This window comes from Leptolyngbya sp. O-77 (assembly GCF_001548395.1).
In the GTDB taxonomy this organism is placed as follows: Bacteria; Cyanobacteriota; Cyanobacteriia; order Elainellales; family Elainellaceae; genus Thermoleptolyngbya.
Map to the genome: position 1 here is coordinate 4,858,463 of NZ_AP017367.1, position 24,973 is coordinate 4,883,435.

Annotated in this window: 27 protein-coding genes; 20 read left to right on the forward strand and 7 right to left on the reverse strand. The window is 57.1% G+C overall.

Features of this window, described 5'->3' with window-relative positions; genetic code table 11:
* The first annotated feature begins 46 nt into the window (after positions 1-46).
* From O77CONTIG1_RS20460 to O77CONTIG1_RS20490, 6 genes are all read left to right on the forward strand, one after another.
* Positions 47-2,611, forward strand: coding sequence for a sigma 54-interacting transcriptional regulator (locus O77CONTIG1_RS20460; protein WP_068514547.1), 2,565 nt, complete (start codon positions 47-49; stop codon positions 2,609-2,611).
* 385 nt (positions 2,612-2,996) lie between these two features.
* Entirely contained in the window at positions 2,997-4,010 is a 1,014-nt protein-coding gene (locus O77CONTIG1_RS20465; protein WP_068514549.1) for an ABC transporter ATP-binding protein, read from the forward strand.
* Entirely contained in the window at positions 4,011-4,811 is an 801-nt protein-coding gene (locus O77CONTIG1_RS20470; protein ID WP_068514552.1) for an ABC transporter permease, read from the forward strand.
* 260 nt (positions 4,812-5,071) lie between these two features.
* Positions 5,072-6,448 (forward strand): GldG family protein, encoded by a 1,377-nt coding sequence (locus tag O77CONTIG1_RS20480; protein WP_068514559.1) that lies wholly within the window; start codon positions 5,072-5,074, stop codon positions 6,446-6,448.
* Positions 6,406-6,663 (forward strand): hypothetical protein, encoded by a 258-nt coding sequence (locus tag O77CONTIG1_RS27235; protein ID WP_068514562.1) that lies wholly within the window; start codon positions 6,406-6,408, stop codon positions 6,661-6,663. Before O77CONTIG1_RS20480 ends, O77CONTIG1_RS27235 begins: the two co-directional genes overlap by 43 nt.
* Before the next feature lie 111 nt (positions 6,664-6,774).
* Positions 6,775-7,338 (forward strand): DUF4340 domain-containing protein, encoded by a 564-nt coding sequence (locus O77CONTIG1_RS20490; RefSeq protein WP_068514565.1) that lies wholly within the window; start codon positions 6,775-6,777, stop codon positions 7,336-7,338.
* 130 nt (positions 7,339-7,468) lie between these two features.
* Here the strand turns inward: O77CONTIG1_RS20490 and yidD are convergent, their stop codons facing one another.
* Positions 7,469-7,690, reverse strand: a complete 222-nt coding sequence (gene yidD, locus O77CONTIG1_RS20495; RefSeq protein ID WP_068514569.1) for a membrane protein insertion efficiency factor YidD — start codon at positions 7,688-7,690, stop codon at positions 7,469-7,471.
* Positions 7,691-7,705: 15 nt separating this feature from the next.
* Entirely contained in the window at positions 7,706-8,365 is a 660-nt protein-coding gene (locus tag O77CONTIG1_RS20500; protein WP_068514573.1) for a Uma2 family endonuclease, read from the reverse strand.
* A gap of 245 nt (positions 8,366-8,610) precedes the next feature.
* Here O77CONTIG1_RS20500 and O77CONTIG1_RS20505 point away from each other — a divergent pair, with 245 nt between their 5' ends.
* From O77CONTIG1_RS20505 to O77CONTIG1_RS27245, 4 genes are all read left to right on the forward strand, one after another.
* Positions 8,611-9,072, forward strand: coding sequence for a hypothetical protein (locus O77CONTIG1_RS20505; RefSeq protein ID WP_156435518.1), 462 nt, complete (start codon positions 8,611-8,613; stop codon positions 9,070-9,072).
* A 69-nt stretch (positions 9,073-9,141) separates the two neighbouring features.
* Positions 9,142-9,597, forward strand: coding sequence for a hypothetical protein (locus tag O77CONTIG1_RS20510; RefSeq protein WP_068514578.1), 456 nt, complete (start codon positions 9,142-9,144; stop codon positions 9,595-9,597).
* Between the two features lie 13 nt (positions 9,598-9,610).
* A complete protein-coding gene (locus O77CONTIG1_RS27240) occupies positions 9,611-11,050 on the forward strand; it encodes an ATP-binding protein (protein ID WP_172799734.1) in 1,440 nt (479 codons plus the stop codon).
* Positions 10,987-12,936: a tetratricopeptide repeat protein gene (locus O77CONTIG1_RS27245; RefSeq protein ID WP_084783073.1), complete on the forward strand. Its 1,950-nt coding sequence runs from the start codon at positions 10,987-10,989 to the stop codon at positions 12,934-12,936. Before O77CONTIG1_RS27240 ends, O77CONTIG1_RS27245 begins: the two co-directional genes overlap by 64 nt.
* 15 nt (positions 12,937-12,951) lie before the next feature.
* Here O77CONTIG1_RS27245 and O77CONTIG1_RS20520 read toward each other — a convergent pair whose 3' ends face one another.
* The 3 genes from O77CONTIG1_RS20520 to O77CONTIG1_RS20530 form a co-directional block, all read right to left on the reverse strand.
* Positions 12,952-13,323, reverse strand: a complete 372-nt coding sequence (locus O77CONTIG1_RS20520; protein ID WP_068514581.1) for a XisI protein — start codon at positions 13,321-13,323, stop codon at positions 12,952-12,954.
* Positions 13,314-13,736: an element excision factor XisH family protein gene (locus O77CONTIG1_RS20525; protein ID WP_068514583.1), complete on the reverse strand. Its 423-nt coding sequence runs from the start codon at positions 13,734-13,736 to the stop codon at positions 13,314-13,316. Before O77CONTIG1_RS20525 ends, O77CONTIG1_RS20520 begins: the two co-directional genes overlap by 10 nt.
* Positions 13,737-13,807: 71 nt before the next feature.
* On the reverse strand, positions 13,808-14,044 hold the full coding sequence (locus tag O77CONTIG1_RS20530; RefSeq protein ID WP_068514586.1) for a hypothetical protein: 237 nt from the start codon (positions 14,042-14,044) through the stop codon (positions 13,808-13,810).
* A gap of 102 nt (positions 14,045-14,146) precedes the next feature.
* On the opposite strand from O77CONTIG1_RS20530, the gene O77CONTIG1_RS20535 reads away from it, so the two are divergent.
* Complete coding sequence (locus O77CONTIG1_RS20535; RefSeq protein ID WP_068514590.1) at positions 14,147-14,395, forward strand: helix-turn-helix domain-containing protein; 249 nt, start codon at positions 14,147-14,149, stop codon at positions 14,393-14,395.
* A 220-nt stretch (positions 14,396-14,615) separates the two neighbouring features.
* Positions 14,616-15,203, forward strand: coding sequence for a Uma2 family endonuclease (locus O77CONTIG1_RS20540; protein ID WP_068514592.1), 588 nt, complete (start codon positions 14,616-14,618; stop codon positions 15,201-15,203).
* Positions 15,204-15,256: 53 nt separating this feature from the next.
* Here the strand turns inward: O77CONTIG1_RS20540 and O77CONTIG1_RS20545 are convergent, their stop codons facing one another.
* Positions 15,257-15,634, reverse strand: a complete 378-nt coding sequence (locus tag O77CONTIG1_RS20545) for a winged helix-turn-helix transcriptional regulator (protein ID WP_068514596.1) — start codon at positions 15,632-15,634, stop codon at positions 15,257-15,259.
* Positions 15,635-15,900: 266 nt separating this feature from the next.
* On the opposite strand from O77CONTIG1_RS20545, the gene O77CONTIG1_RS20550 reads away from it, so the two are divergent.
* From O77CONTIG1_RS20550 to O77CONTIG1_RS20565, 4 genes are all read left to right on the forward strand, one after another.
* Complete coding sequence (locus O77CONTIG1_RS20550) at positions 15,901-16,140, forward strand: CDGSH iron-sulfur domain-containing protein (protein WP_068514597.1); 240 nt, start codon at positions 15,901-15,903, stop codon at positions 16,138-16,140.
* 129 nt (positions 16,141-16,269) lie between these two features.
* Entirely contained in the window at positions 16,270-16,968 is a 699-nt protein-coding gene (locus O77CONTIG1_RS20555; RefSeq protein WP_068514600.1) for a pirin family protein, read from the forward strand.
* A 79-nt stretch (positions 16,969-17,047) separates the two neighbouring features.
* Positions 17,048-17,233 (forward strand): hypothetical protein, encoded by a 186-nt coding sequence (locus O77CONTIG1_RS20560; RefSeq protein ID WP_156435520.1) that lies wholly within the window; start codon positions 17,048-17,050, stop codon positions 17,231-17,233.
* A gap of 81 nt (positions 17,234-17,314) precedes the next feature.
* A complete protein-coding gene (locus O77CONTIG1_RS20565; protein ID WP_068514608.1) occupies positions 17,315-17,896 on the forward strand; it encodes a Uma2 family endonuclease in 582 nt (193 codons plus the stop codon).
* Positions 17,897-17,921: 25 nt separating this feature from the next.
* On the opposite strand, the gene recQ is transcribed toward O77CONTIG1_RS20565, so the two are convergent.
* Complete coding sequence (gene recQ, locus O77CONTIG1_RS20570; RefSeq protein ID WP_068514610.1) at positions 17,922-20,213, reverse strand: DNA helicase RecQ; 2,292 nt, start codon at positions 20,211-20,213, stop codon at positions 17,922-17,924.
* 561 nt (positions 20,214-20,774) lie between these two features.
* Here recQ and O77CONTIG1_RS20575 point away from each other — a divergent pair.
* The 4 genes from O77CONTIG1_RS20575 (at position 20,775) to O77CONTIG1_RS20590 (ending at position 24,804) form a co-directional block, all read left to right on the forward strand.
* Positions 20,775-21,707, forward strand: coding sequence for a prohibitin family protein (locus O77CONTIG1_RS20575; RefSeq protein ID WP_197673253.1), 933 nt, complete (start codon positions 20,775-20,777; stop codon positions 21,705-21,707).
* 104 nt (positions 21,708-21,811) lie between these two features.
* The gene (gene crcB / locus O77CONTIG1_RS20580) at positions 21,812-22,228 is read left to right on the forward strand and encodes a fluoride efflux transporter CrcB (RefSeq protein ID WP_068514613.1); all 417 of its coding nucleotides are present in this window, start codon (positions 21,812-21,814) and stop codon (positions 22,226-22,228) included.
* A 34-nt stretch (positions 22,229-22,262) separates the two neighbouring features.
* Positions 22,263-22,676, forward strand: coding sequence for a fluoride efflux transporter CrcB (gene crcB, locus O77CONTIG1_RS20585; protein WP_068514616.1), 414 nt, complete (start codon positions 22,263-22,265; stop codon positions 22,674-22,676).
* Positions 22,677-22,746: 70 nt separating this feature from the next.
* The gene (locus O77CONTIG1_RS20590) at positions 22,747-24,804 is read left to right on the forward strand and encodes a cation:proton antiporter (protein ID WP_286132431.1); all 2,058 of its coding nucleotides are present in this window, start codon (positions 22,747-22,749) and stop codon (positions 24,802-24,804) included.
* Positions 24,805-24,973 lie beyond the last annotated feature (169 nt).

Below are 24,973 nucleotides of genomic sequence, written 5' to 3' on the forward strand. Positions count from 1 at the left end.
CAATCAAAAGCAATGGGTTCTATTTTGCCAGGCGAGGGGTCGCTTCATGGAACTTGCCGACCGAGTGCAGTGGATACAGCAGCAGACCCAATTTGGAGACCTGTCGGTAGCGGCAGTGCGGGCGATCGCCCAGCAGATTCGCGAAATCCACATGCCCGAAAATCATCGGCTGGCGCTGGAAGACACTGAGCCGAAAGCCCTCTACATTCTGAAATCAGGACGGCTGGAGCGCTATCGCACGCGGCCAGACAGCCTGGCAGACACGCTCAGTCTGCTGCCTGGTTCAGTGCTGTATCTAAAAGAATTGTTACTCGAAAAGCCTGCGGAACACACCGTCGTTACCCTCAGCGATTGCGAAATCTGGACTGTGCCCCGTGAAGCCTTCCGCGAACTGGTGGCGCAGTTTCCGGAGCTAAACCGCACCGTGTCGCGGCAGTTGGCAGACGAAGTGACGGAACTCAGCTCCCAGCTTGCCTTTGAGCAAGAGCGTCAGGCAGCCCTGCGACCCTATCTCGTGCCCAAAGTGCGGCGGGGCATTGTGGGCGCAAGTCGCTACGCCGTGCGGCTGCGGCAGGCAATCAAAAAAGCTGCGGGCGATCGCCTGCCAGTACTCATCTTTGGCGAGCCGGGGCTGGGCAAGGACAACACAGCGGCGCTGATCCACTTTGGTAGTGGCGATCGCAAGCAGCCGATGATCAAGCTCAATGGCGATATGCTGCAACCCAGCGGCGCAGATCTGTTTGGTCGGGTCAATGGGAAGCCCGGTTTACTCAGTTGGCTGGGCAGCGGCACGCTGCTGATTAACAACGTGCAGGATGTGCCCAAGGCGCTCCAGCCCAAGCTGGCGGAACTGCTGGAAACGGGAATCTACCGACCCGTCGCCCGCGAAGGCGAGCCAGAACCAGAGCCGCGCCAGTCGAATGCGCGAATTATGTTCACCTCAGAGCGATCGCTCTCTGAACTCGATCGCCATGTCGGCCATGTCATTAAAGTTCCGCCCCTGCGCGTGCGACGGGCTGACCTCGAAACCCAGGTCAACTATTACATCAGCCTATACTGTGCCGCTCGCGGGTTGTCCCGCCCCAAGGTTGCGCCAGAGGCACTGCGGCGGCTCCAGGGCTACGACTTTCCGGGCAACCTGACGGAGCTAGAGGGCATGGTCGGCCGCGCCATTATCCAGTCCAACGGCGCACCTATGCTAACGGAAGAGGTGTTTTGGGCAACGGGTAGCAAAAATCGCCGCTTCCGCGTCAATCTGCTGAATGCCTACCCCAAGCTGCGCCAGTTTCTTCGCAGCCCGTGGTGGCCCGACCGGATAAACTACGGCTTCACGCTCTGGTTTTTCCCGCTGGTGATTGCGGTGCTGTGGCTGGGGCCGCAGACGCGCGATCGCAACTTTGCGCTGAATTTCTTCTGGGCCTGGTGGTGGCCGCTGGTGCTAGTCGGCTTCCCGTTTGTGGGGCGGCTGTGGTGCGCCGTGTGCCCGTTTATGATCTACGGCGAAATTTCGCAAAAAGTCTCAACTAGCGTGTTGGGACGCACGCTGCTGCCCTGGTCGCGCCCAGAGGCGGAAAAATGGGGCGGCTGGTTTCTGTTTGGGCTATTTGCGCTGATTTTGCTCTGGGAAGAACTGTGGCATCTGGAGAACACAGCCTATCTCTCTGCCTGCCTGCTGCTGTTGATTACCGCTGGAGCCATGATTTTTTCGTTCCTGTTTGAGCGGCGCTTCTGGTGTCGCTATCTCTGCCCCATTGGCGGCATGAACGGCCTGTTTGCCAAGCTGTCGATGATTGAACTGCGGGCGCAGCAGGGCATCTGCTCTGCCACCTGCACCACCTACCAGTGCTATAAGGGTGGGCCGCAAAAGGGCGAAGGGCAAGAAACGGGCGGCTGTCCGATTTATTCCCACCCGGCACAACTTCAGGACAATCGCGACTGTGTGCTGTGTATGACCTGCCTAAAGGCGTGTCCGCACCGCTCTGTTGAGCTAAACTTGCGTCCCCCCGGTATCGAACTCTGGACGACCCACAAGCCGACGCTGCCGGAGGTGTGCCTGCTGTTTTTGCTGACGGGGGCGGTGGTGCTGCATCGGCTGCCGACGATTTTGACGCTGCTGGGGTTTGGCGACCGTGATTTGCTAGCAACGCTGCTGCAATACGATGCGGCTCCGCTGGGCCCCTTTGCCCTCCATGCGGGACTGGCTGGGCTGGCGCTGGCGCTACCGGGGGCGATCGCCCTCTTCTGCCACAGCCTGCTAAAACTCTTCAACCCCAAGTCCAAACCCTTCGTCGAACTGGCCTACGGCTATCTGCCGCTGACCCTCGGCTGCAACCTGGCGCACTATCTGCATCTGGGATTGACCGAAGCCGGCCGCATCGTGCCCGTTACCCTCGCCACCTTTGGACTGAGCGGCGCAGGGCTGCCCGTCGTCGTCGCCCATCCCGCCGTGATTGCGTTTTTGCAGGGCGTGACGCTGCTCAGCACCCTTGCCCTCAGCGTTTTTCTGACGCAGAAAATTGCCCGCCAGCGGCTGCAAAACCTGCTGCCGCAGCACGTTGGACTGGGGGCGATCGCCCTTTTGGTCTGGTGGAGTGTGGTTGGACAAGACTAAGCCAAAGCTGGAACCTGAGTCGCAAAGCATGAGTTGCAAAGCATGAGCCGCAAAGCATGAGTCGCAAAGCATAGCCGACAAGCAAAGATTCGATGCGCCGTCACACGCTTGACACATCTCCGTCAGATCGGAAATTCGCAATTTTGGCTACAATTTGCCGTTGTTGGGCGTTGAGGAATTCAGAGGCAAGGGATGTTGTTTCGCAGCGCTTTCAATCCTGCTGCAAGCCTCCTGCGACACAGGAACTGCTGAATCCTCCTTGTTTCCTCACTCCAACATCCCCAAACCCTTGATCCCTTAATCTAAATCCCTGAGGCTAATTCCTGAATCTAAATCCCTGAATCTAAATCCCTGAATCTAAATCCCTTAATACTGATAGCCCCTCATGATTACCGTCGAACACCTCAGCAAAATCTACGGCTCTACCCCTGCAATTACGGACGTGACGTTCTCAGTAGAGCCGGGGGAGATTCTGGGCTTTTTGGGGCCAAACGGGGCAGGCAAAACGACGACAATGCGGATTTTGACGGGCTACCTGCCCGCCACTAGCGGCACAGCTACCGTAGCCGGGTTCGACGTGCATGAAGACTCGATGGCAGTGCGGCAGCGGATTGGCTATCTGCCCGAAACACCGCCGCTGTACCCAGACATGACGGTGGAAGGGTTTCTGCATTTCGTGGCGCGGCTAAAGGGCGTGGCAGCGGGCGATCGCCCCCAGCGCGTACAGTCTTCGCTAGAACGCTGCAACCTGCTGGAACGGCGCGACACCCTGATTCGCAAACTGTCTAAGGGCTTTCGGCAGCGGGTCGGCATTGCCCAGGCAATCGTTCACGACCCGCCCGTCATCGTGTTGGATGAGCCGACGGTCGGCCTCGACCCGCGCCAAATCATCGACGTGCGGAACCTGATTAAAAGTCTGGCCGGCGACCACACCATCATTCTTTCGACCCACATTCTGCCGGAAGTCAGCATGACCTGTAGCCGTGTCGCTATTATCAACCGCGGCCGAATTGTGGCAACTAATACGCCCGATCGCCTGATGGAAGAACTGTCGGGCGGCGCGGGCTATGAGCTAGAAGTGGAGGGCGAACTGTTGGTGGCTCAGGAGCGGCTGCAATACCTCGCAGGCGTAAAGTCCGTCACCGCACTAACTGTCGAAGGGCTGCCGCCCCACCGCTACAAACTGCGCGTCATCTCCAATCCAGGAACCGACCCTGGCCGCGACATTGCCGCCACCGTCATCAACGCAGGGGTGGGGCTATACGAAATGCGGCGGGTGCAGGCCAACCTAGAGCAGGTGTTTCTGGAACTCACCATGGCCGACGCACCCGCCGACCCCGACCCCAGTCTTTCCAATGAACCCCAAAACCAGTCCCCATCCCAGGAGGAAGCAGCCTAGATGCGCGTCATTTTGAGCAATATTCTGGCGATTTATCGGCGAGAACTCCAGAGCTACTTTGCCTCGCCCTTTGCCTATGCGATCGCCGCTGTGTTCTGGCTGCTAAGCGGCTTTTTCTTCGTAGTGATTCTATTTGGCCCAGAGGGGCTGCTGGCCGCCGTCGCCCAGCGCGACCAGGCCGGCATCACCGACCCGCCCGTAGACGTGCCCTACCAATTTCTGAATGTGTTTTTGGGGTTGCTCGGCTCTCTAGCATTATTCCTGCTGCCGATGCTGTCGATGGGACTCTATTCCGAAGAGCGCAAGCGCGGCACGCTGGAACTGCTGGCCACCTCGCCCATTACCAACTGGGCCGTCGCTGTCGGCAAGCTGCTGGGCGTGTTGACCTTCTTCATCACCATGCTGCTGCCCATTCTGCTGTATGAAAGCAGCCTGTTTATTGCATCCAACCCCGCCGCCAATCTGAACGTGCTGTTTATGGGGCATCTGGGTCTGATTCTGATGGCCGCCGCCGTGCTGTCCCTGGGTATGTTCATCTCCTCCCTCACCGACAGCACTATCCTCGCCGCCGTGTTGACCTTTGGGCTGATGCTGCTGCTCTGGGTCACCGACCTAATCGCCAACGGGGTCGGCGGTTCCACCGGAGAGGCGATCGCCCACCTCTCGCTAATCAAGCACTACAACGACCTCAGCCGAGGCATCTTCAACACCAGCAGCCTCGTCCTCTACCTCAGCTACATCCTGCTGGGCATCTTCCTCACCGCCCAATCCATCGAAGCCCTCCGATTCCAGCGTTCCTAAGCAACCAGAGCCAATACCCCAAGGCGAATCCTAGACAGGGAAAAAAGCAGAAAGAAGAACGAAGAACGAAAAACGAAAAAAAACACCTATTTCTTCGTTCTTCCCTCTTCGTCCTTCTCTCTTCGTCCTTCCCTCTTCGTCCTTCCCTCTTCGTTCTTCCCTCTTCGTTCTTCGTCCTTCCCTCTTCGTTCTTCCCTCTTCGTTCTTCCCTCTTCCCTCTTCGTTCTTCCCTCTTCCCTCTTCGTTTTTCATTTTTTCTCATGAAACTCCTCCGTCCCTACCTCAAACTCAAACACCTGATCTGGCCTGGCCTGTTTCTCATTCTCATGGGGCTAACGGCAGGTCTGGTGGCAGGAACTTGGGGCCCCGTACCCGTCGGGCTATTGAGCGCGGGCATTGGGCTATTGGTGGTGTGGCTGGGGTCGCAGGCCAGCGGGTTTCAGGGGCTATGGGGTAAACGCTCGACCCAGGCAGGTACGAATGCGGTGCTGGCAACGCTGGCAGTGCTGGCCATTTTCCTGCTGACGAACTTTTTGGCATCGCGCTACAACACACGGCTAGACCTGACGGAAAATCGCCTATTTACTCTCGCGCCCCAGTCGCAGGAGGTGGTGCAGTCGCTCGAAGATCCGGTCAAGGTGTGGATTTTTGACCTGGCTCCAAATCCCGCCGATCGGGATCTGTTGGAAAACTATCGCCGCCAAAATCCCGACGGGTTTGCCTACGAATATGTCGATCCACAGGTGCAGCCCGGACTTGCCGAGCGCTTTGGCGTGCAGAACTTTGGCGAAGTGTATGTAGAGAAGGGCGATTCGCGAAGCGATCCCGCTGGGAATCGCCGTCAGTTGGTGCAGACCATCAGCCCATCCCAACGCCTCTCCGAGCGACGGCTGACCACTGCGCTGGTGAAGATCACGAGCGATCGCCAGACCAAGGTCTACTTTTTGCAAGGGCACGGCGAGCGGCAGCTAGACCCCGGTCAGGGCGGGCTGGGGCAAGCCGTCACCAGCCTAACAGACGAAACCTTTCAGGCAGAGCCGCTAAACCTGGCAAACACTGCCGAAATTCCCGCCGATGCTGCGGTGATTGTGGTGGCTGGGCCGCAGCGGCCGCTTTTGGCAGAAGAAATCTCTCGCCTCAAGGACTTTCAGACCCGCAAGGGCGGGCTGCTGCTGCTGGTCGATCCGCAGACCAATCCCGAACTAGATGGCTTGCTGGAAGGCTGGGGCGTTGCCTTTAGCGATCGCGTCTTAGTAGACCCGGCCGCCGGACGCGATGGCGCAGTCACCATCATCACGGAATACGGCCCCCACCCGATTACCGACGGACTCAACAACGGCATCACCTTCTTTCCCCTGGCGCGACCGCTGGAACTGGGCGAAGTCGAAGGCGTAGAGATCACCCCACTGCTGTTTACCAACGTTCGCACCCAGGCGCAGCAGATTGGCGAAGACGGCCAACTCCAGCTTGACCCCGAAGCGCCAGAGGGCAATCTTGTTCTGGGCGCTGCCTTTAGCCGTCGCCTGTCAAACGCGCCCGCCCCCAACCCCCTCGCCCGATGCAGAGGAGCCCGCCTGTTCAGGACGAAGCGCGAATGGTGGCGATCGGCAACTCCACGTTTGCCACCAATGGACTAATTGATCAGCAGCTCAACCGCGACCTCTTCCTCAACGCTATTGGCTGGCTCAGCCAGGAAGCCGACCCAACCTTCTCCGTCCGCGCCGCCGAACCCACCAATCGCCGCGTGCTGTTCTCGCCTTCCCAGCAAATTGCGCTGATTCTTGCCTCGCTGGTCTTTTTGCCGCTGGCGGGGCTGGCGCTAGCGGTGGGGGTGTGGTGGCGACGGCGCTAATCAGGGTTCGGCGGATACCTGAGAAACCTGCACCAGAAACCTGCACCGGAAACTTGCGCCGATTCCCCAACCCTCTAGCCCTCCAATCCCTCGTCACTGTTACCCTGCGCTATGAAACTCAAGCCCGCTACTTTCTGGCTCCTCTTTGCCGCGCTGATCTTGGGCAGCGTCAGCCTGTGGTCGTTGCAGCAGCCTCCACGCACCGAAGAGGCAGGACAAACCACTCCGCAAAAGCTGTTTGCAATAGAGGAGAGCCAGATCCAGTCGCTGACGGTGAAAAAGCCGGATCAAACGCTGGTGTTTGAAAAAGACGAAAATGGCGTGTGGCAAATGAAGCAGCCCCAGCAAGGCGTGGCCAACGATGCCGCCGTTGCGTTTTTGGCGAACTTGCTGGCGACTGGGACGAGCGATCGCACTTTCTCGGTTCCCCCCGCTGACCTTGCCACCTACGGACTCGACCAGCCCACCACCACCCTTGAATTCACCACCGCCGACGGCAAACCCCACACCCTCGCCCTCGGCAGCAAAAACTTTAACCAGAGCGCGATCTACGCCCTGATTGACGCACCGGAAAATCCGCAGAACCTCACCGTTTCTCTCGTCTCGCTCGATTTTGAAACCGCTACGGGGCGATCGCCCGATAGCTGGCTCCAGCCAGAAGCGGCAGGGGAGTGAGGGAAGAGGGAAGAGAGAAGAGAGAAGAGAGAAGAGGGAAGAACGAAGAGGGAAGAACGAAGAGAGAACAGGTTTGGGAGATGCGTAAGAATTTTCGTTTTTCGTTCTTCGTTCTTCTTTTTTCCATTTGTCACTTTTCTTCCGTCGGCACGGGGTCATAGCCGCCTTCGCTCCACGGATGGCAGCGGGCGATGCGCTTGGCCGTCAGCCAGCCGCCTTTGATGGAGCCGTAGCGGGCGATCGCCTCCAGTCCGTATTGCGAGCAGGTGGGGTGAAAGCGGCAGGTCGGCGGGAATAGCGGCGAGATCAGGATGCGGTAGGAGTGGATGAGTCCGAGAAGGAGGACTTTCATAGCGGTTGGGAACGTTCAAGCGGTAGGTTCGATGCCTATGGCCCGGAGCTGATCTGCCAGCAGGTCGGCGCGGTGCTGGGCTTGCAGGGCGACTTCTTCGGGCGTGGGCACGCGCTGCCCGTCGGGCTGAAAGTAGCGCAGGTTTCCGTCTTCTACGCCCAGATACAGGCTCAGGCTGTCGCTCCACAGCCACCCTGCCTCATTCGCGGCGATCGCCTCATACACCTGGTTGACCAGCCGGAAGCCTTCTAGCTCCAGCGTGTCGGGCGAAAACCAAAAATATTCATGCGTCCGAAAGCGGTCTTGATATAGCTCCTTTTTCAGCGTCTGATCGACCTCAGCCGTGGACTCCGACAGCAGCTCGATAATCAGGTCGGGATATTTGCCGTCCTCTTCCCACACCACCCACGATTTGCGCGGGTGCTTCTGCGTCTTTTTGACCAGGAAAAAGTCGGGCCCGCGAAAGTCTCGATGCTTAAGCTGCTGACGGCTAAAGTAAATCGTCAAATTCGCGCCGATAAAGAAATCGGTGCGATCGCGCCACAGCCACTCCAAACACGCCACCAGCAGCGCCAACTGGGCATAGTGCAGCGAACTTTCCATTTCTGGCTCGTCGCTCTCGATTTGGGTGGCATCTGGCATGAGGTCTGCCAACTGCTGCGCGGTGATGACCATCGGCGTGTGTCCAGATAGAACTGAAGGGGCGATTCGCGAAGCGTTCGCGCAAGCGGTGCGGCGCACTTTCCCTGCGAGAATCGCCCGCCTGTTTCCATCTTAGAGATTGGACGGGCGGTTTTGGATTTGGGGTTTTGGATTTTGGACTGGTGTTGGCGTAGGTCTGGAGGGCAACGTTGCGCTGTCGTCTACGCTAGGGTATCTCAGAGATCGGATACAGAATGCTAAGCAGCGGCAACTCGAATTTGAAGACTTACGATAGCTTACTGACGGCGATCGAATTTAGTGAAGGGCAACTGAGTCTTTTGCTGGCGGTGTGTGATGATCGGCAACGTCGAGCTGCTCTAATTGCCAGCTGTGAACGCGACCTTGCGCCCCAGATTCGAGCCTATCGGCTGTCTCTAGACTGCTATGAACCGAGTTTGAAGGGTGCGATTTATCAAGTCTGGAAGCAAGATGATTACTTGCAACAGGGCGGACGTGCAGTGCTGACGCTGGAGATCACAGAACCGCTTTTAGAACAGAATCAGGAACAGGATGACACTGGGCGAGATAGGTTCTTTGGCTATTTGCAATGGACAAGAGAAGGGCTGCGAGAATTCCGTTTCCCGATTGTGATTTGGATGCCCTCGCTGTTTCTAGAAGTGCTGAGCCGTAGAGCGCCAGACTTTTGGAGCTGGCGTAAGGGTGTATTTCGATTTCTCTAAAAGAAATGCTCGAATCTCCGAAACTTTTGGGTTATAACGGAGCTAGCGCATTCAGGCTGGATAGAAAAAATGGTTGACCCGGCAACGCTGACCGCAGGCGCGATCGCCACTCTTGCCTTCCAAAAGTTTATGGAAACGAGCGCGGGGAAACTGGCGGAAAAGTTTTCGGAAATGGCGATCGCCCGCATGGATGATCTCTTAAAGCGCATCTGGGCCAAGCTGCGCGGACGGCCGCGTGTGGAGGAGATCAAAGCCGCCGTCGAAAAGACCCACAAAATCACGGCAGAGCAGGTGAATCAAATCGCGGCCTATCTCCAGGTGGCGATGGACGAAGACCCGCAGTTTGCCAACGAGATTCGGCTTTTGGCCCAGGAAATCAACGCAGGCAAGCTGATCGACCAGAGCCACATGACGCAAAACATCATTGGCGACCATGCCAAAGGCTGGCAAACCAAAGTCGAAGGTGGCACGGCCTACATTGGCGACATCACCATTCACCAAACCCAACCGCCCGCAAGCTCCTGACGCAATCCTCCCCATGAGCGACCAGCACATTCACGACCAGGGCAAGGGCTATCAGGTTGAAGTGAAAGGCGGCACAGCCTACATCGGCGACAACAAAATCTATCAACCGCTGCCACCGCCCTCGCCTACCGGAATTCCTAGCAATCTGCCGCAGTATCCCAGTAAAACCTTTCGGGGGCGCGAGGACGACTGGGCCAAGCTGCACGACGCCTTGCAGCAGACGGAGCGAGTTGCGATCACTGCGCTGCACGGGATGGGCGGCGTGGGCAAAACGGAGCTGGCGCTGCAATATGCCACGGCAAAGCTGCGGGAGGGCGCGTATCCCGGTGGCGTGTGCTGGCTGGGGGCGCGAGAGCAAGAGATCGGCACGCAGATTACGCAATACTTTCAGGCGCAACTGGGATTGCAACTGCCGGAAGAGCTGGATGACCTGGCCGCGCAGGTGGGCTATTGCTGGCGGCACTGGCGCGAGGGCGAGGTGCTGGTGGTGGTGGACGACGTGGCCTATCAGCGGGTGGCGGAATACGAGAAAACGATCAAGCCCTACCTGCCCACCGACCCGCGCTTTCGGGTGGTGGTGACGACGCGCCAAGACCTGGGAGCCAGCTTTCGTCGGGTGCCGCTGGGCGTGCTGGCGGAAGGCGCGGCGCTGGACGTGCTGCGAGATTTGGCGGGAGCCAGCCGCATCGATAGCCAGATCGCTGACGCAAAGCGGCTCTGTGAATGGCTGGGCTATTTGCCGCTGGGGCTGGAGCTGGTGGGGCGATATTTGGCAAACAAGCCAGATTTGGCGCTGGCGGAACTGTTGCAGCGGCTGGATCGCCAAAAGCTGGCGGCGCGGGCGCTGAACAGACCAGAAGAGGTGATGACCGCCACCCACGAGAGCGTAGCCGCCGCCTTTGAACTAAGCTGGAACGACCTGACGGCAGCGCAGCGGCAACTGGGAGAACGGCTGAGCCTGTTTGCGCTGGCCCCGATTCCCTGGGCACTGGTGGAAGCGATGCAGTCCGAAGCGGAGACCGAAGACCTGGAAGATGATTGCAGCACGCTGGTAAACCGCAACCTGCTGAACCGCGTGGGCGAGGGCAGCTACCAACTGCACAGCCTGATTCGCGAGTTTTTTGCGGCAAAGCGAGAGCAAGATGCTGATGCCAACACGCTGAAGCAAGCTCATTGCGCGGTGCTTGTGCAAATTGCCAAAGCGATTCCCTGGACAGCCCCACAGGCAACCTATTTGGACGTTGCTCCGGTTGTGCCGCATCTGGTGGAAGTGGTGAATCACCACATGCAGGCGGTCAGCGATGAGGCGGTGCTTTCCCCTGCCAACGGGTTGGCAATGTTCTACTACGGACAGGGCTTGTATGCCGAAGGCGTGCGCTGGGCGGAGCAATGCAAGGAACAGGTGGAAAGCACGCCTGGGGCGCAGACCATCCCGACACGGCGAGTAGTTTGAACAATTTGGCGGGGTTGTATCACTCAATGGGACGCTACAGTGAGGCGGAACCGTTGTATCGGCGATCGCTCGCCATCCGCGAAGCGCAGCTCGGCGCAGACCATCCCGCCACGGCGAGTAGTTTGAACGCTTTGGCGGGGTTGTATTGCTCAATGGGTCGCTACAGTGAGGCGGAACCGTTGTATCGGCGATCGCTCGCCATCTACGAAGCGCAGCTCGGCGCAGACCATCCCGCCACGGCGAGTAGTTTGAACAATTTGGCGGGGTTGTATTACTCAATGGGTCGCTACAGTGAGGCGGAACCGTTGTATCGGCGATCGCTCGCCATCCGCGAAGCGCAGCTCGGCGCAGACCATCCCGACACGGCGAGTAGTTTGAACAATTTGGCGGGGTTGTATCGCTCAATGGGACGCTACAGTGAGGCGGAACCGTTGTATGGGCGATCGCTCGCCATCCACGAAGCGCAGCTCGGCGCAGACCATCCCGACACGGCGATGAGTTTGCACAATTTGGCGGGGTTGTATTACTCAATGGGACGCTACAGTGAGGCGGAACCGTTGTTGGTGCGATCGCTCGCCATCCGCGAAGCGCAGCTCGGCGCAGACCATCCCGCCACGGCGAGTAGTTTGCACAATTTGGCGGGGTTGTATTACTCAATGGGACGCTACAGTGAGGCGGAACCGTTGTTGGTGCGATCGCTCGCCATCCACGAAGCGCAGCTCGGCGCAGACCATCCCGCCACGGCGAGTAGTTTGAACAATTTGGCGGCGTTGTATGACTCAATGGGACGCTACGGTGAGGCGGAACCGTTGTTTCGGCGATCGCTCGCCATCCGCGAAGCGCAGCTCGGCGCAGACCATCCCGACACGGCGACGAGTTTGCACAATTTGGCGGCGTTGTATGAATCAATGGGACGCTACAGTGAGGCGGAACCGTTGTATCGGCGATCGCTCGCCATCCGCGAAGCGCAGCTCGGCGCAGACCATCCCGACACGGCGAGGAGTTTGAACAATTTGGCGGGGTTGTATGAATCAATGGGACGCTACAGTGAGGCGGAACCGTTGTATGGGCGATCGCTCGCCATCTGCGAAGCGCAGCTCGGCGCAGACCATCCCGACACGGCGAGGAGTTTGAACAATTTGGCGGGGTTGTATGAATCAATGGGACGCTACAGTGAGGCGGAACCGTTGTATGGGCGATCGCTCGCCATCCGCGAAGCGCAGCTCGGCGCAGACCATCCCGACACGGCGAGTAGTTTGAACAATTTGGCGGGGTTGTATCGCTCAATGGGACGCTACAGTGAGGCGGAACCGTTGTATGGGCGATCGCTCGCCATCCGCGAAGCGCAGCTCGGCGCAGACCATCCCGACACGGCGAGTAGTTTGAACAATTTGGCGGCGTTGTATCGCTCAATGGGTCGCTACAGTGAGGCGGAACCGTTGTATGGGCGATCGCTCGCCATCCACGAAGCGCAGCTCGGCGCAGACCATCCCGCCACGGCGAGTAGTTTGAACAATTTGGCGGGGTTGTATGAATCAATGGGTCGCTACAGTGAGGCGGAACCGTTGTATGGGCGATCGCTCGCCATCTGCGAAGCGCAGCTCGGCGCAGACCATCCCGACACGGCGAGTAGTTTGAACAATTTGGCTCTGTTGTATTACTCAATGGGACGCTACAGTGAGGCGGAACCGTTGTATTTGAGGGCGCTGCCGATTTTATTCAGCCGCCTGGGGCAAGACCATCCCACCGCTCAAACGGTAAGGAAAAACTTTGAGGAGCTTGTAAAGTTAGCAGTGCAGGCGAGGCGGGCGGGCGAGTTGTCTGACCATCCGCTGACGCAGGCGCTGATTCAGCAGATTCCAGGCGGAGAAGAAATAGAGCGGTAGGGCGCAATTTTCCTGTTAGGCTTCTGAAGTCAACCCAGCCAGCACTCGATATTCCGGCGGGATAAGTCCTTGCACAATATCCTGCTGCGGAATGCCCAACGTGATTAATTCCGCTTCAATTTCAACCTCAGTTTGATTGCGCTGAATCCAGACCTTTCCCTCGCGGATGTCCAGATGCATCAACACCCAATACACCCGCTCTTGCCCGCGCCATCCCTGACTGAGGATTAAATAGCGATCGCGCTTCGGGTCAAAAATAGGCTGACTCTCAATCCCGCTGCCATCATCTTCGCTGCTTTGACTCAACAAAAACTGCATCACAATCTGACGATAGCGCTCAATCCCTGACAACCCATCTTGGGAAATATTCACCAGTTCTACAGCCATTGCAAAACCTCCTGACGAATGGGGTCGTATACCATTAACGACAAACCATTTTCCTGAACGAGACGTTTTGGAAACGGACGTTGAAAAAAGTCAGCATACGCGGCAAGCGGAATCGCTAGGTAGAGCTGGCGATCGGGTTCCAACTCTGACAGCGCTAAACGATAGGCAATAAACTGTCCCAACGCAGCATGGAGTTCATTGGTTGGCGAAGATGAAATAAAACTCTTCACTTCAACCGCAATTTTCTCCGTATCCCGCTCGGCAGCCAAAACTCCGTCAGCTAAGGCTTCAGCCCCAAAATCAACTTCTAGCTTCACGCCCCCGATTTCCAGCTTGAGCGGGTCATGGGTTATCTTCCAGCCTGCCTTGATCAAAGCAGCTTTGACTTGCGAGTAGAAGCGATCTCTAGCCATGCCTCTGCGAGCTGATGCCACCCTTTCATCATAATTCTATGAGACAGGGGTATTACACGGTCGCGGTTAGGCTAGCGCCACAGCCATTTGGTCAACACGCTCATCCACTGGCGCGTGGCGGGTTCCACTTGCAGCTTGCTCCATTCGCCCGCCTGCGCGAACCCCAGCCGATGCAGCGTGTGGATGATCAGCAGCACCGCCCAGCGCGAGCCAACGACCATAATTTTCACAGGTTCCCGCTCAGGGTTCACCGGGGGCGCAGCGGGAGCTTGGGACTCAGCCCCGTTTGAGAAAAATTCTTTAGCCATTGTTTTCGCTTAATGTGGTCTAGAAAGACAACATTAAATTTATCAGATGTAGTCTACATAGACAACATTTACGACTCACCCATCCTCTGACAGGATTGGGGCATGGGACGGGCAAACCAAGCACTAAAGCAAGTTCTAGAAACCTATCGCATCAGCCAAAATCGACTTGCCGTGATGCTGGGAATCGATCGCTCTGCGGTGTTTAAGTGGGTGCGCGACCAGCGAGAACCCAGCTCCGAGACCATTGCTGAAATTACCAAAGCGCTGAAGCAGTTGAATCCCGACGCAGCGCGGGACTTTGTGCAGCTTTACTTGGGCGACATTTTGGAGGACGATGCGGGCGAGGAATGAGGAATAACCGTCAATCAATTTGCGTAAATGTCCGACAAAGCAGCGCGATCGCTATTTCTAGCTAATTACATTTCTAGCTAATTACATTTCATCAAAATAGAATCAAAGTTCAGATCTGCAAGGCTAACGCCAACGCCCCTGCGCCAAATTCCCTCATCTAGCGATCGCCTATACTGAAGGCACTGCTTTGGATGCGAACTCGTGACGGGGAGGGGGTTTGATGGCGATCGCAACGCAAAAACTGACCTTTGAGGAGTACCTGACCTACAGCGATGGCACTGATACCCGCTATGAACTGGTCGATGGAGAACTGGTGCCCATGAGTCTGGGAACTGGCAAACATGGGGCAATCATCCGGTTTATTGTGCAGCAATTTGAAGGCGCACTGGCGCAATCCGGACAGCCCTGGGTGGCGTTGCCTGCTCTGGTGGGGGTTCGTTCTCCACGAGGGCGCAACTGGGACACGTCTCGCATTCCCGATGTCACAGTTTTAACGCTGGCTCAGTGGGAAGCGATGGGCGACCGCGAAGCGGTGATTAACCTAAATGAATCGCCTCCCCTTTTGGTGGTTGAGGTTGTCAGTCCCTCTACCAAAATGGATGACTACCGCTCGAAACGGGCTGAGTATGGATTGCTAGACATCCCTGAATATTGGATCGTAGACCCGCTAGATGAAAAAGTTACGATCTGTCTTCTGGAGCATCATTTCTACGACGCGGCGGAATACCAAGGAAATGATTTGATTCAATCGCCTACCTTTCCAGAGCTTCGCCTCACTGCCGCTCAAATCCTTGCAGGCAAGCGGTAGGCTCCAAAGTCCACAATCCAAAGTCCCCAATCCAAAATCCAAAATCGCCAACTCTACCGCTCTCCTTGCTCTGCCAAATACCGCTCGCCCCACTCGTGCATGACTGCCAGGATCGGCTCCAGGCTTTGACCCAGGGGCGTTAGGGAATATTCCACCCTGGGCGGCACCTGCTGATAGACCTCGCGATGCACGATGCCGTCGTCTTCCATCTCGCGCAGTTGCTGCGTCAGCATCTTTTGGGTAATGCCCGTGAGCGACCGATGCAGTTCGTTAAACCGCTTCACGCCGCCGAGCAGTTCCCGCAAGATCAGCACCTTCCAGCGGCCGCCGATGATGGCGATGGTGGTTTCTACCGCGCAGCTTGGGCGCTCCAAAACGGTGGGCGATGGGGCAGGTTGAAGGGTTTTGGGGTCAGCGTTGTGGAGTGACATTGCCTGACTAGGTTCCAATGTAGGGATATCTTTTATAGTCATACCTTCAGCCTCTGACAGTTTCCTTTTGGGAAGTACCTTACCAAAAAGTGCATACTTCCCAAACTCATTGTATCTACTATAAACTCAAAGTAGTTCCGAGTACGACTTTGATTTAAACCACTCAACACTTTGATTCAAGTCTGCTCGAACGTTTCGCAAGCACTTTGAGAACACGCGAGCGCTGACTGGCACGCCAGTTGACTCGTACACAGAGGAGAACACCAATGAGCGAACCCGTGATTGCAGATACGAAACCCGTGGTGATGGAGCTAGAACCGGGCACCTACTACTGGTGTCGCTGTGGGCGATCGCAAGGGCAGCCGTTTTGCGACGGTTCCTATGAGGGCACAGACTTTACGCCCCTCGCCTTTGAAGTGACCGAAACCCAGAAAGTGGCCCTCTGCCTCTGCAAGCATACGGGCAGCGAACCCTTCTGTGACGGGTCGCACACCAAGCTCAAGTGATGGCTTGATGGCGTGATGGCGTGACGGGATTTTGGAGCAACTTCATCCCATCCCCCCATCCCCCTTACTCATTCATCCCTGATCCTTCCTTCTTCGTTCTTCGTTCTTCTTTCTTCAAGGAGCCTCTCCATGATTACTGTCCGTCCGTCTGAAGAACGCGGTCACGCTAACCACGGCTGGCTGGATAGCTACCATACGTTTTCCTTTGCCAACTACTATGATCCTGACCACATGGGCTTTCGCGCCCTGCGCGTGATCAACGAAGACCGGGTTGCGCCGGGTCGCGGCTTTGGCACGCATCCGCACCGCGACATGGAAATTATTTCCTACGTGCTGTCGGGGTCGCTAGCGCACAAAGACAGCATGGGCAACGCCGCCACGATTGGCGCGGGCGAAGTGCAAAAAATTACGGCGGGTACGGGCATTGCCCACAGCGAGTTTAACCCGTCGCAAACGGAAGGCGTGCATTTTCTGCAAATCTGGATTTTGCCAGAGGAAGCAGGATTAACGCCCAATTACGAAGAGAAGGTGTTTCCTCCTGAGGCCAAGCGGGGGCAGTGGCGACGCATTGCCAGCCGCACGGGGGCCGATGGCGCGGTGCAAATTCATCAGGATGTGGAACTGTATGCAACGGTGCTGAAGGCCGGTGAAGGGCGATCGCTCGAATTGCGTCTTGGCCGATATGCCTGGGTGCAGGTGGCGCAGGGCAAAATCAGCCTCAACGGAGTGTCGCTGGAAGCGGGCGACGGCGCAGCCATCAGCGACGAAACGCTGCTGGAGGTGCAAGCTGTCAGCGATGCGGAAGTGCTGCTGTTTGACCTGGCGTAGGTTTAGGGGAGTGGGAGATCGCATCGACTCGATCTCCCGCCTGTCTCTTCCCTGCTGCTGCCGATCTGCGAAATTGCCCTTGACCCAGCAGATTGGCCAGGTGAACCGTGATTTCTGGGAAACGAGCGTCGGGCGATCGCCATCCATTAAGGCGATCGCCCTTTTCTGCAAGCACCCGCACCTGGGCGATCGCCCTTTGCCCCATTTGATCACGCTCTCACTGTTACACTTGGGGCAGCCAACACCCGATTTTCAGCGCATCTAGCGCACCGTCTCGTACCATTTGGCATTGTCTATCAGATGCTTCCGGTAACTAACCATTTCAAATCTTGGAGGTAAGCCTGTCATGATGGCTCAAACTGAGACAAAACGCTATACCGCTGAAGAATATTTGGAACTTGAAGTTGCGTCGGAAACCCGCAACGAATATCGCGATGGAGAAATTGTTCCTATGACGGGCGGCACCCCAAACCACAATGACATCGCAGGAAACTTATATATTCTGCTTAAATCTGCCCTTAAAGGAAAAGACCATCGGATCTTCTATGCTGATCAGCGGCTCTGGATTCCCGGCGCAAGTCTCTATACATATCCTGATGTGATGGTTTTGCCAAAGCCGCTAGAGTTGCAAGCTGGGCGAAAAGACACGGTGATGAATCCCTGTTTTATTGCTGAGGTGTTGTCCAAATCAACCCGTAGCTATGACCGGAGTGATAAATTTGCAGCTTATCGCACCATCTCTAGCTTTCAGGAATACCTGCTCATTGATCAGGATAAAATCCACGTTGAGCATCATGTAAAAGTTGCGGAAAATCAATGGCTTTTTTCTGAATATAACGATCCAGAATTTAACCTTTCACTTCGCACATTAGATTTGCAAGTTCAGATTGCAGATCTCTACGAAAATATTGAGTTTTCTGAAAGTTAAATAGAGGCTAAATGTTCGCTGGTTTCTAGCTATCTTGGCGATTGGCATGTCGCCATTTGGCACGGACGAGGCGAATCGAGTTGTAATCAATCGTTTCGCCCAGCGTGTTTTGGAGGTGTTCGTAAAGCGCCTTGAGCGATGCAGTGCCCACCGCTTCGATCGCCCCTTCGATTTTTGCCTGGCGATCGCCCGCCACTAGCTTACCTAAATCCACCGCCTGCCCCGCCTCCAGTAACTTATCCAGGTGGTTGTAAATCGTGTGGATGCCGCAGCCGCGTTTTTCGGCAATCTCTGCGGGTGATAAACCTTGCTGATGCAACTCCAGCGTATAAAACACCGTGCGAGACACAGATTTGAGACGCATCGCTGAACGCGACTCGGAGCGATCGCGCGGCGGTTTTGCATAGGCAAGTACAGGGTCAAACGAATCTTCCTCAGAATCACTAGGGATTGTGCCGATGCTGGGCGATCGCAGCGGGATGTCATGCTCTGTGCAAAAGTCGCGGATTTCGGTGACGAACGCTTCGCCGTATTGACTCAGCTTGCGGCTGCCCACGCCAGAGATCCGCGCAAACTCACGCAGCGTGTGCGGCTGTTTCTCCGCCATTTGCCGCAGGCTGACATCCGAAAAGACCACGTAGGGCGGAACGTTTTGCGCGTCGGCGAGGCGCTTTCGCAACTGGCGCAGGCGCTCAAACAGGCTGTCGGCTTTGGGCCCGGTTTGTTTCAAGAAGCGATCGCCCACGGGGGCAGGTTCGTCGAGCGATCGCGCAGGCAGGGAAATCATCACCGTCCGCTGACCGCGCATCACTTCCCAACTCTGGGCGTTTAGCTTGGGGATAGAATAGCCGTCGGTGGTTTCATCCATCAAGCCCTGGTGTAAGAGCGATCGCCCCAGGTGTTTCCAGGCTTCGATGCTGCGGTGTTTGCCAATGCCATAGGTGGAAAGCTTGTCATGCCCATATTGCAGCACTTTTTGGCTGCGAGAGCCGCGCAGCACGTCGATTAGGTGGTTCATGCCAAAGCGCTCTTTGCACCGCGCTACGCAGGAGAGAAACTTTTGCGCGTCGATTGTCCAATCTTCCACCGGCCGCGGGTGCAGGCAGTTGTCGCAGTTCTGGCAATTGCCTACAAAGCTTTCGCCAAAGTACGCTAGCTGAATCTTGCGGCGGCAATCTGTCCCTTCGGCATAGTCCACCACGCGGCGGAGCTGCTGACGGGCGATGCGCTGCTCGTCTTCGAGGGGCGCTCCGGTAATCGGATCGACCTTCTGAGAAATCATAAAATCGACTGTGTTCAAATCGCCATAGCCAAAGAACAGCGTGCATTTCGCCGGATCGCCATCGCGCCCCGCCCGGCCCGCTTCCTGATAATAATTTTCCAGGCTGCGCGGCAGGTCGTAGTGAATCACAAACCGCACGTCGGGCTTGTTGATGCCCATGCCAAAGGCGACCGTGGCCACCATCACGCGCACGTCATCGCGGATAAAGCGGGTTTGATTCGTAGTGCGGGTTTCATCCTCCAGTCCGGCGTGATATGGCAGCGCCTCAATGCCGTCCTGCTGGAGCCGGAAGGTAAGTTCGTCTACCTTTTTGCGGCTGAGGCAATAGACGATTCCAGCGCCGGGGGTTTGGCGAATCAGTTGCAGCAGGTCGCGATACACATCGCGCCGCTTAGGGCGCACTTCGTAATACAGGTTCGTGCGGTTGAAGCTGGCGACGTGGATGCGTGGGTTCCGCAGGGTGAGTTGAGCAACGATATCTTCCTGGACGCGCTGGGTGGCGGTGGCCGTCAGCGCTGTCATGGGCACGGCGGGATAGCGCTGGCGCAGGGTTTTAAGCTGGCGATATTCCGGGCGAAAGTCGTGACCCCATTCTGACAAACAGTGGGCTTCGTCGATGGCAAAGGCGGCAATGCCCACTTCGGCATTGATGCGCTCCAAAAACGGCAAGAAGCGATCGCCCATCAATCGCTCTGGCGCGACATACAGCAGCTTGATTTTGCCCGCCAGCACCGCCTGTTCCGTCGATCGCAGTTCCGCCAGCCCCAGGCTGCTATTCAAAAACGCCGCGCCAATGCCGTTGTCTTGCAACGCCTGCACCTGATCCTGCATCAGCGCAATCAGCGGCGACACCACAATCGTCACGCCGTCCATCAGCAGCGCCGGAAGCTGGTAGCAAATCGACTTGCCGCCGCCCGTTGGCATGATTACAAGCTGGTCGCGTCGGGCGATCGCCGTGTCGATGATCTCGCGCTGTCCGGGGCGAAAGGCATCATAGCCGAAGTAGAATTTGAGGGCTTCTTCGGGAGTGGGCATGAGAATGGATAAAGAGGGAGTGAGAGTGAGAGATGCTGGGGTGAGGAATCGTCCCCAATTTTTGCAGCACTGATTCAAGCTTACCCAAGCTGGCTAGTTATCTTTGATGGTCTACCTAGTGCAAGGTCGTTCGGAGTGGCGACTCGTTCGTAGTGGCGACTTCAGTCGCCCGATTCAAGGCTTCGGAGTGGCGACTTCAGTCGCCCGATTCAAGGCTTCGTAGTGGCGACTTCAGTCGCCCGATTCAAGGCTTCGGAGTGGCGACTTCAGTCGCCCGATTCAAGGCTTCGGAGTGGCGACTTCAGTCGCCCGATTCAAGGCTTCGGAGTGGCGACTTCAGTCGCCCGATTCAAGGCTTCGTAGTGGCGACTTCAGTCGCCCGATTCAAGGCTTTTCGGAGGCAGACTAAAGTCTGCACTACAAACTAGGGGCAAAACTTCTGCCTCAGAGTATCTTGAGGAGCTACCGGCCCTTGATTTCAGCCTAATTTCACACTGCCATCTGGAATCTGCCTGGCGCATAGTGGAAACAAGGTATAGGAAAGTTTTGGAGCATTGACAGATGATGAAATCTGCACCGACCAATACAGCCTGGGGCTTGCTGGCGGCGGGGGCGATCACCCTCTTTTTGGCATTCAATTCCTTCGTGGTGATTAATCCCGGCCAGGCCGGCGTGCTGAGCATTCTCGGCAAGGCCCAGGACGGCACGCTGCTGGAGGGCATCCACCTGAAGCCGCCGTTCGTCTCTAAAGTGGATATTTACGATGTCACGGTGCAAAAGTTTGAAGTGCCCGCCCAGAGTTCTACCAAGGATTTGCAGTATCTTTCCGCCAGTTTTGCGATTAACTTCCGGCTTGACCCCATGCGAATTGTGGAAATTCGCCGCAAACAGGGCACATTAGCCAACATTGTCACCAAAGTCATTGCACCCCAGACCCAAGAAGCCTTCAAAATTGCCGCCGCCCGCCGCACGGCCGAAGAGTCCATTACCCAGCGAGAGGAGTTGAGGCAGGATTTTGACATTGCCCTTAGCCAGCGGCTAGAGAAATATGGCATTTTGCTGCTGGATACCAGCGTGGTGGATGTCAAATTTTCAGATGAATTTGCCCATGCGGTGGAAGATAAGCAAATTGCCGAACAGCAGGCACAGCGAGCGGTCTACATCGCGCAACAGGCTCAGCAAGAGGCCCAGGCAGAAATCAACCGCGCCAAGGGCAAGGCAGAAGCGCAACGGCTTTTGGCAGAAACGCTGAAAAGTGCAGGCGGGCAACTGGTGCTGCAAAAGGAGGCGATCGAGGCATGGCGAGAGGGGGGTGCCCAGATGCCTCGCGTGCTGGTGATGGGCAAGGATGCCGGGAGTGTGCCGTTTTTGTTCAATCTGGGAGATCCAGGAGATCCAGACGAGGAGCTAGTCGCACAAACCGTGGATTCAAACGGCGATCGCCCCCGCCCCAACAGCAAATCGGGCAGTAAAGTCAGCAGCAAGGATCTATAGAAATCTGTAAAAGACCTATGATGCTTCCTGGTTGCTTCTCATCAAGCAGCCTCGATCCAGCAACCTGTGCTAGGGCGATCGCCCCTCTCTCCTTCTGCAAACCCATGCTGCAAAATCTCGCGTTCCGAACCCCAATGGCGATCGCCCTAGGAGCCATCCTCGGTGCCCTCAGCCGCTACTTTCTCAGCAGTTGGATTTCCCACTGGGGCGGGTCTGACTTGCCCTTGGGTACGCTGCTGGTCAACCTGACGGGCTGTTTTGGTATGGGGCTATTGGCGACGCTGTTTAGCCAGCGGGTGCTGGGTCATGCGCCCGAACTCCAGCTCATGCTGACGACCGGGTTTCTCGGCTCCTACACCACCTTCTCCAGCTATGAGCTAGACCTGGCGCGGCTGGCCTATCGGCGAGAACTGTTGGCCGACGGGCTATATTGGGGCGCGAGTACCCTGCTGGGGTTCGGGAGCCTGCTGCTGGGGGTGTGGGTCGCTAGGGCGATCGCCCCGCCTGTCACCCTAGATTGACCCAAAGCTTGATCCAAACTACCCCTCCCTCATCATGTCTGCTGGATCAGATTCGCTACCGCTAACCGTGCTGCTCATTTCCCTGGGCGCGGTGCTGGGCGCATGGAGCCGCTACTATGTCACCCGATTTTGCACCCGGCGGTTTGGGCTGGACTTTCCTGTGGGGACGCTGCTGGTGAACCTGTCTGGGTCGCTGCTGATGGGCGTGGCGGCGGGGCTGTTTCGCATTCGCTTTGCGCTGCCCAATCTCGATCACCTGTTTATGGTTGGGTTTTTCGGCTCCTACACGACCTTTTCCACCTACGCGCTGGATGTCCATGCCCTGTTTCGACGAAAGGCGATCGCCCCAGCACTGCTCTTTTGGCTGGGCAGTCCGCTGGCGGGGTTTCTGTGTGTAGAACTGGGCATCTTGCTGGCGCTCTGGCTAACGGGGGGAATTTCCTCCTGAGAGGAGGGTGAAGAATTCCAACAGGCAGACTAGGATGAGGCTGACACATTTGCACATCCAAGGGTTGCCTGTGGTTCTTCAACCTGCCCTCGTGGCGTTCATTTTCCGGCCGATTACCGACCCGGTGGCAGTGTTTTTGGTGATTATCGCCATCATGCTGGTGTCGCCGCTGGTGTTTGAGCGGATTCGGCTACCGGGAATTGTAGGGCTGATTTTGGCTGGGCTAATTGTGGGGCCCTACGGGCTGAACATTTTGGAGCGCGACAGCACGATCGTTCTGCTGGGAACCGTAGGGCTGCTGTTTCTAATGTTTATGGCGGGGCTGGAAACCAGCCTGGATGACCTGAAAACGAACGCCAAGGGAGCCATTTCCTTTGGGCTGGCCACATTCTTGATTCCCATGATTATGGGCACGGTGGCGATGCTGCTGCTGGGCTATTCGTTTTTGGCGGCAATCCTGGTTGCGTCCTGTTTTGCGTCACATACGCTGCTGTCTCTGCCCATTGCCAGCAAGCTGGGCATCATGCGGACGCAAACCGTCACGATTACGCTGGGTGGCACACTGATTACCAACGTGCTGGCGCTGCTGGTGCTGGCGGTGGTGGTGAAGGCGCACCAGGGCGACCTAACGCTCAGCTTTTGGCTATTTCTGATTCCGTCGCTGGCAATCTATACCTTTGCGACGCTGTGGGGCGTGCCGCGCATCGGGCGCTGGTTTTTTCAGCGGTTTGGACACGACGAAGGGGCCGAATTTACCTTTGTGGTGGCGGCGCTGTTTCTGGTGTCCTACGTGGCGCGGCTAATCGAGATTGAGCCAATTATTGGCGCGTTTTTGGCGGGCGTGGCGATCGCCCCCCTGATCCCCCAGTTCAGCCCGCTAATGAACCGGATTCAGTTCATCGGCAACAGCCTATTTGTGCCGTTTTTTCTGATTTCGGTGGGAATGTTGGTCAACCCGCTGATTCTGCTTCAGGAACCCAAGTCGATTGCGGTGGCGGCGGTGATGGTGGGCGTGGCAATTGTGGCGAAGTATCTGCCCGCCTGGATGACAGCCAAGTGGTTTCGCCTCAGCCCCCCCAGCATGATGGTCATGTTTGGGCTGTCGGTGGCGCAGGCGGCTTCCACCCTGGCGGCAATCACCGTTGCCTACAATATCGAACTCGTGGGATCAGCGACCGTGAATGGCACGATCATGATGATTCTGGTGACCTGCATCGCGTCGCCGTGGATTACCTCGCGCTGGGGCGATCGCATCCCCGTTGCCTCCGACATGGCAGCCGAACCCGCCTCAACGCTGGTCGCCGATTCGCAAAAAGAACTGAAAACCGTACCGCTGCGGGTGCTGGTGCCCGTCGCCAACCCCGACACCGAAGCCAACCTGCTGCAACTGGCGCTGATTTTGGTGCGCTCTACCGAGGGGACGCTGCTGCCGCTGCACGTCCTGCCCGATTCACAAGACTGGGTGACAGCGGCCGACAAAAGTCAGCAAATGATGCTGCTGGGTGCGGCAGAAACTCTCGCCAACGCGGCTGTGGCCGATGTGGAACCCATCGGACGCATCGACGACGCTATCGACCGGGGCATTTTGCGGACGGCGCAGGAGCGGGATGCGAACCTGATCGTCTGCGGCTGGAAGGGGTTTTCTACTTACCGGGATCACCTGTTTGGCAGCGTCATCGACAATGTGGTGCGGCGGGCAGGCATTCCCGTTTTGGTGACGCGGCTGATGCAGCCGATGAACACGGTAGAGCGGGTGCTGCTGGTGGTGACGGCGGAAGACTTTGCCTCGCCGCAGTTTGCCGATGCGCTGGCGCTGGTGAAGGGGCTGGCGACGGGGCTAAAGGCGACCTTTGTGCTGGGGCTGGCCATGTCAGACGAGGCGATCGCCACCAATCACCTCGACTCGCTCAAAAGCGAACTAAAAGATTCGGTCTATCCGCTGCACGGCGACATCGTTCGCAGCCTGTCGTACATTCTCGACCCAAACGATCTGCTGGTGGTGCTGCATGAAACGCGGCCCTATGCCCCCTATGCCTTTGGCCAGCCGACGCTGGGCGTGACTCCAGAGGCGATCGCCCGCCAATATCGCGCTGTGTCGATGGCGATCGTCAACTTGCCAGGTGGCTGAGCCTGCCCATCTCCCGCCCATCTCCCGCCAATCCTCGAAGGAAAAATCCGCAGCATATCTTTCGCAGCATATCTTCCGCAGCATATCTGGAGACCCGGCTGGTTAGCTGGCTTAGGCGTGTTTGAAATTCGCTTAAACAGGGAATTTTTAAATCAGCACTGATGCTGAT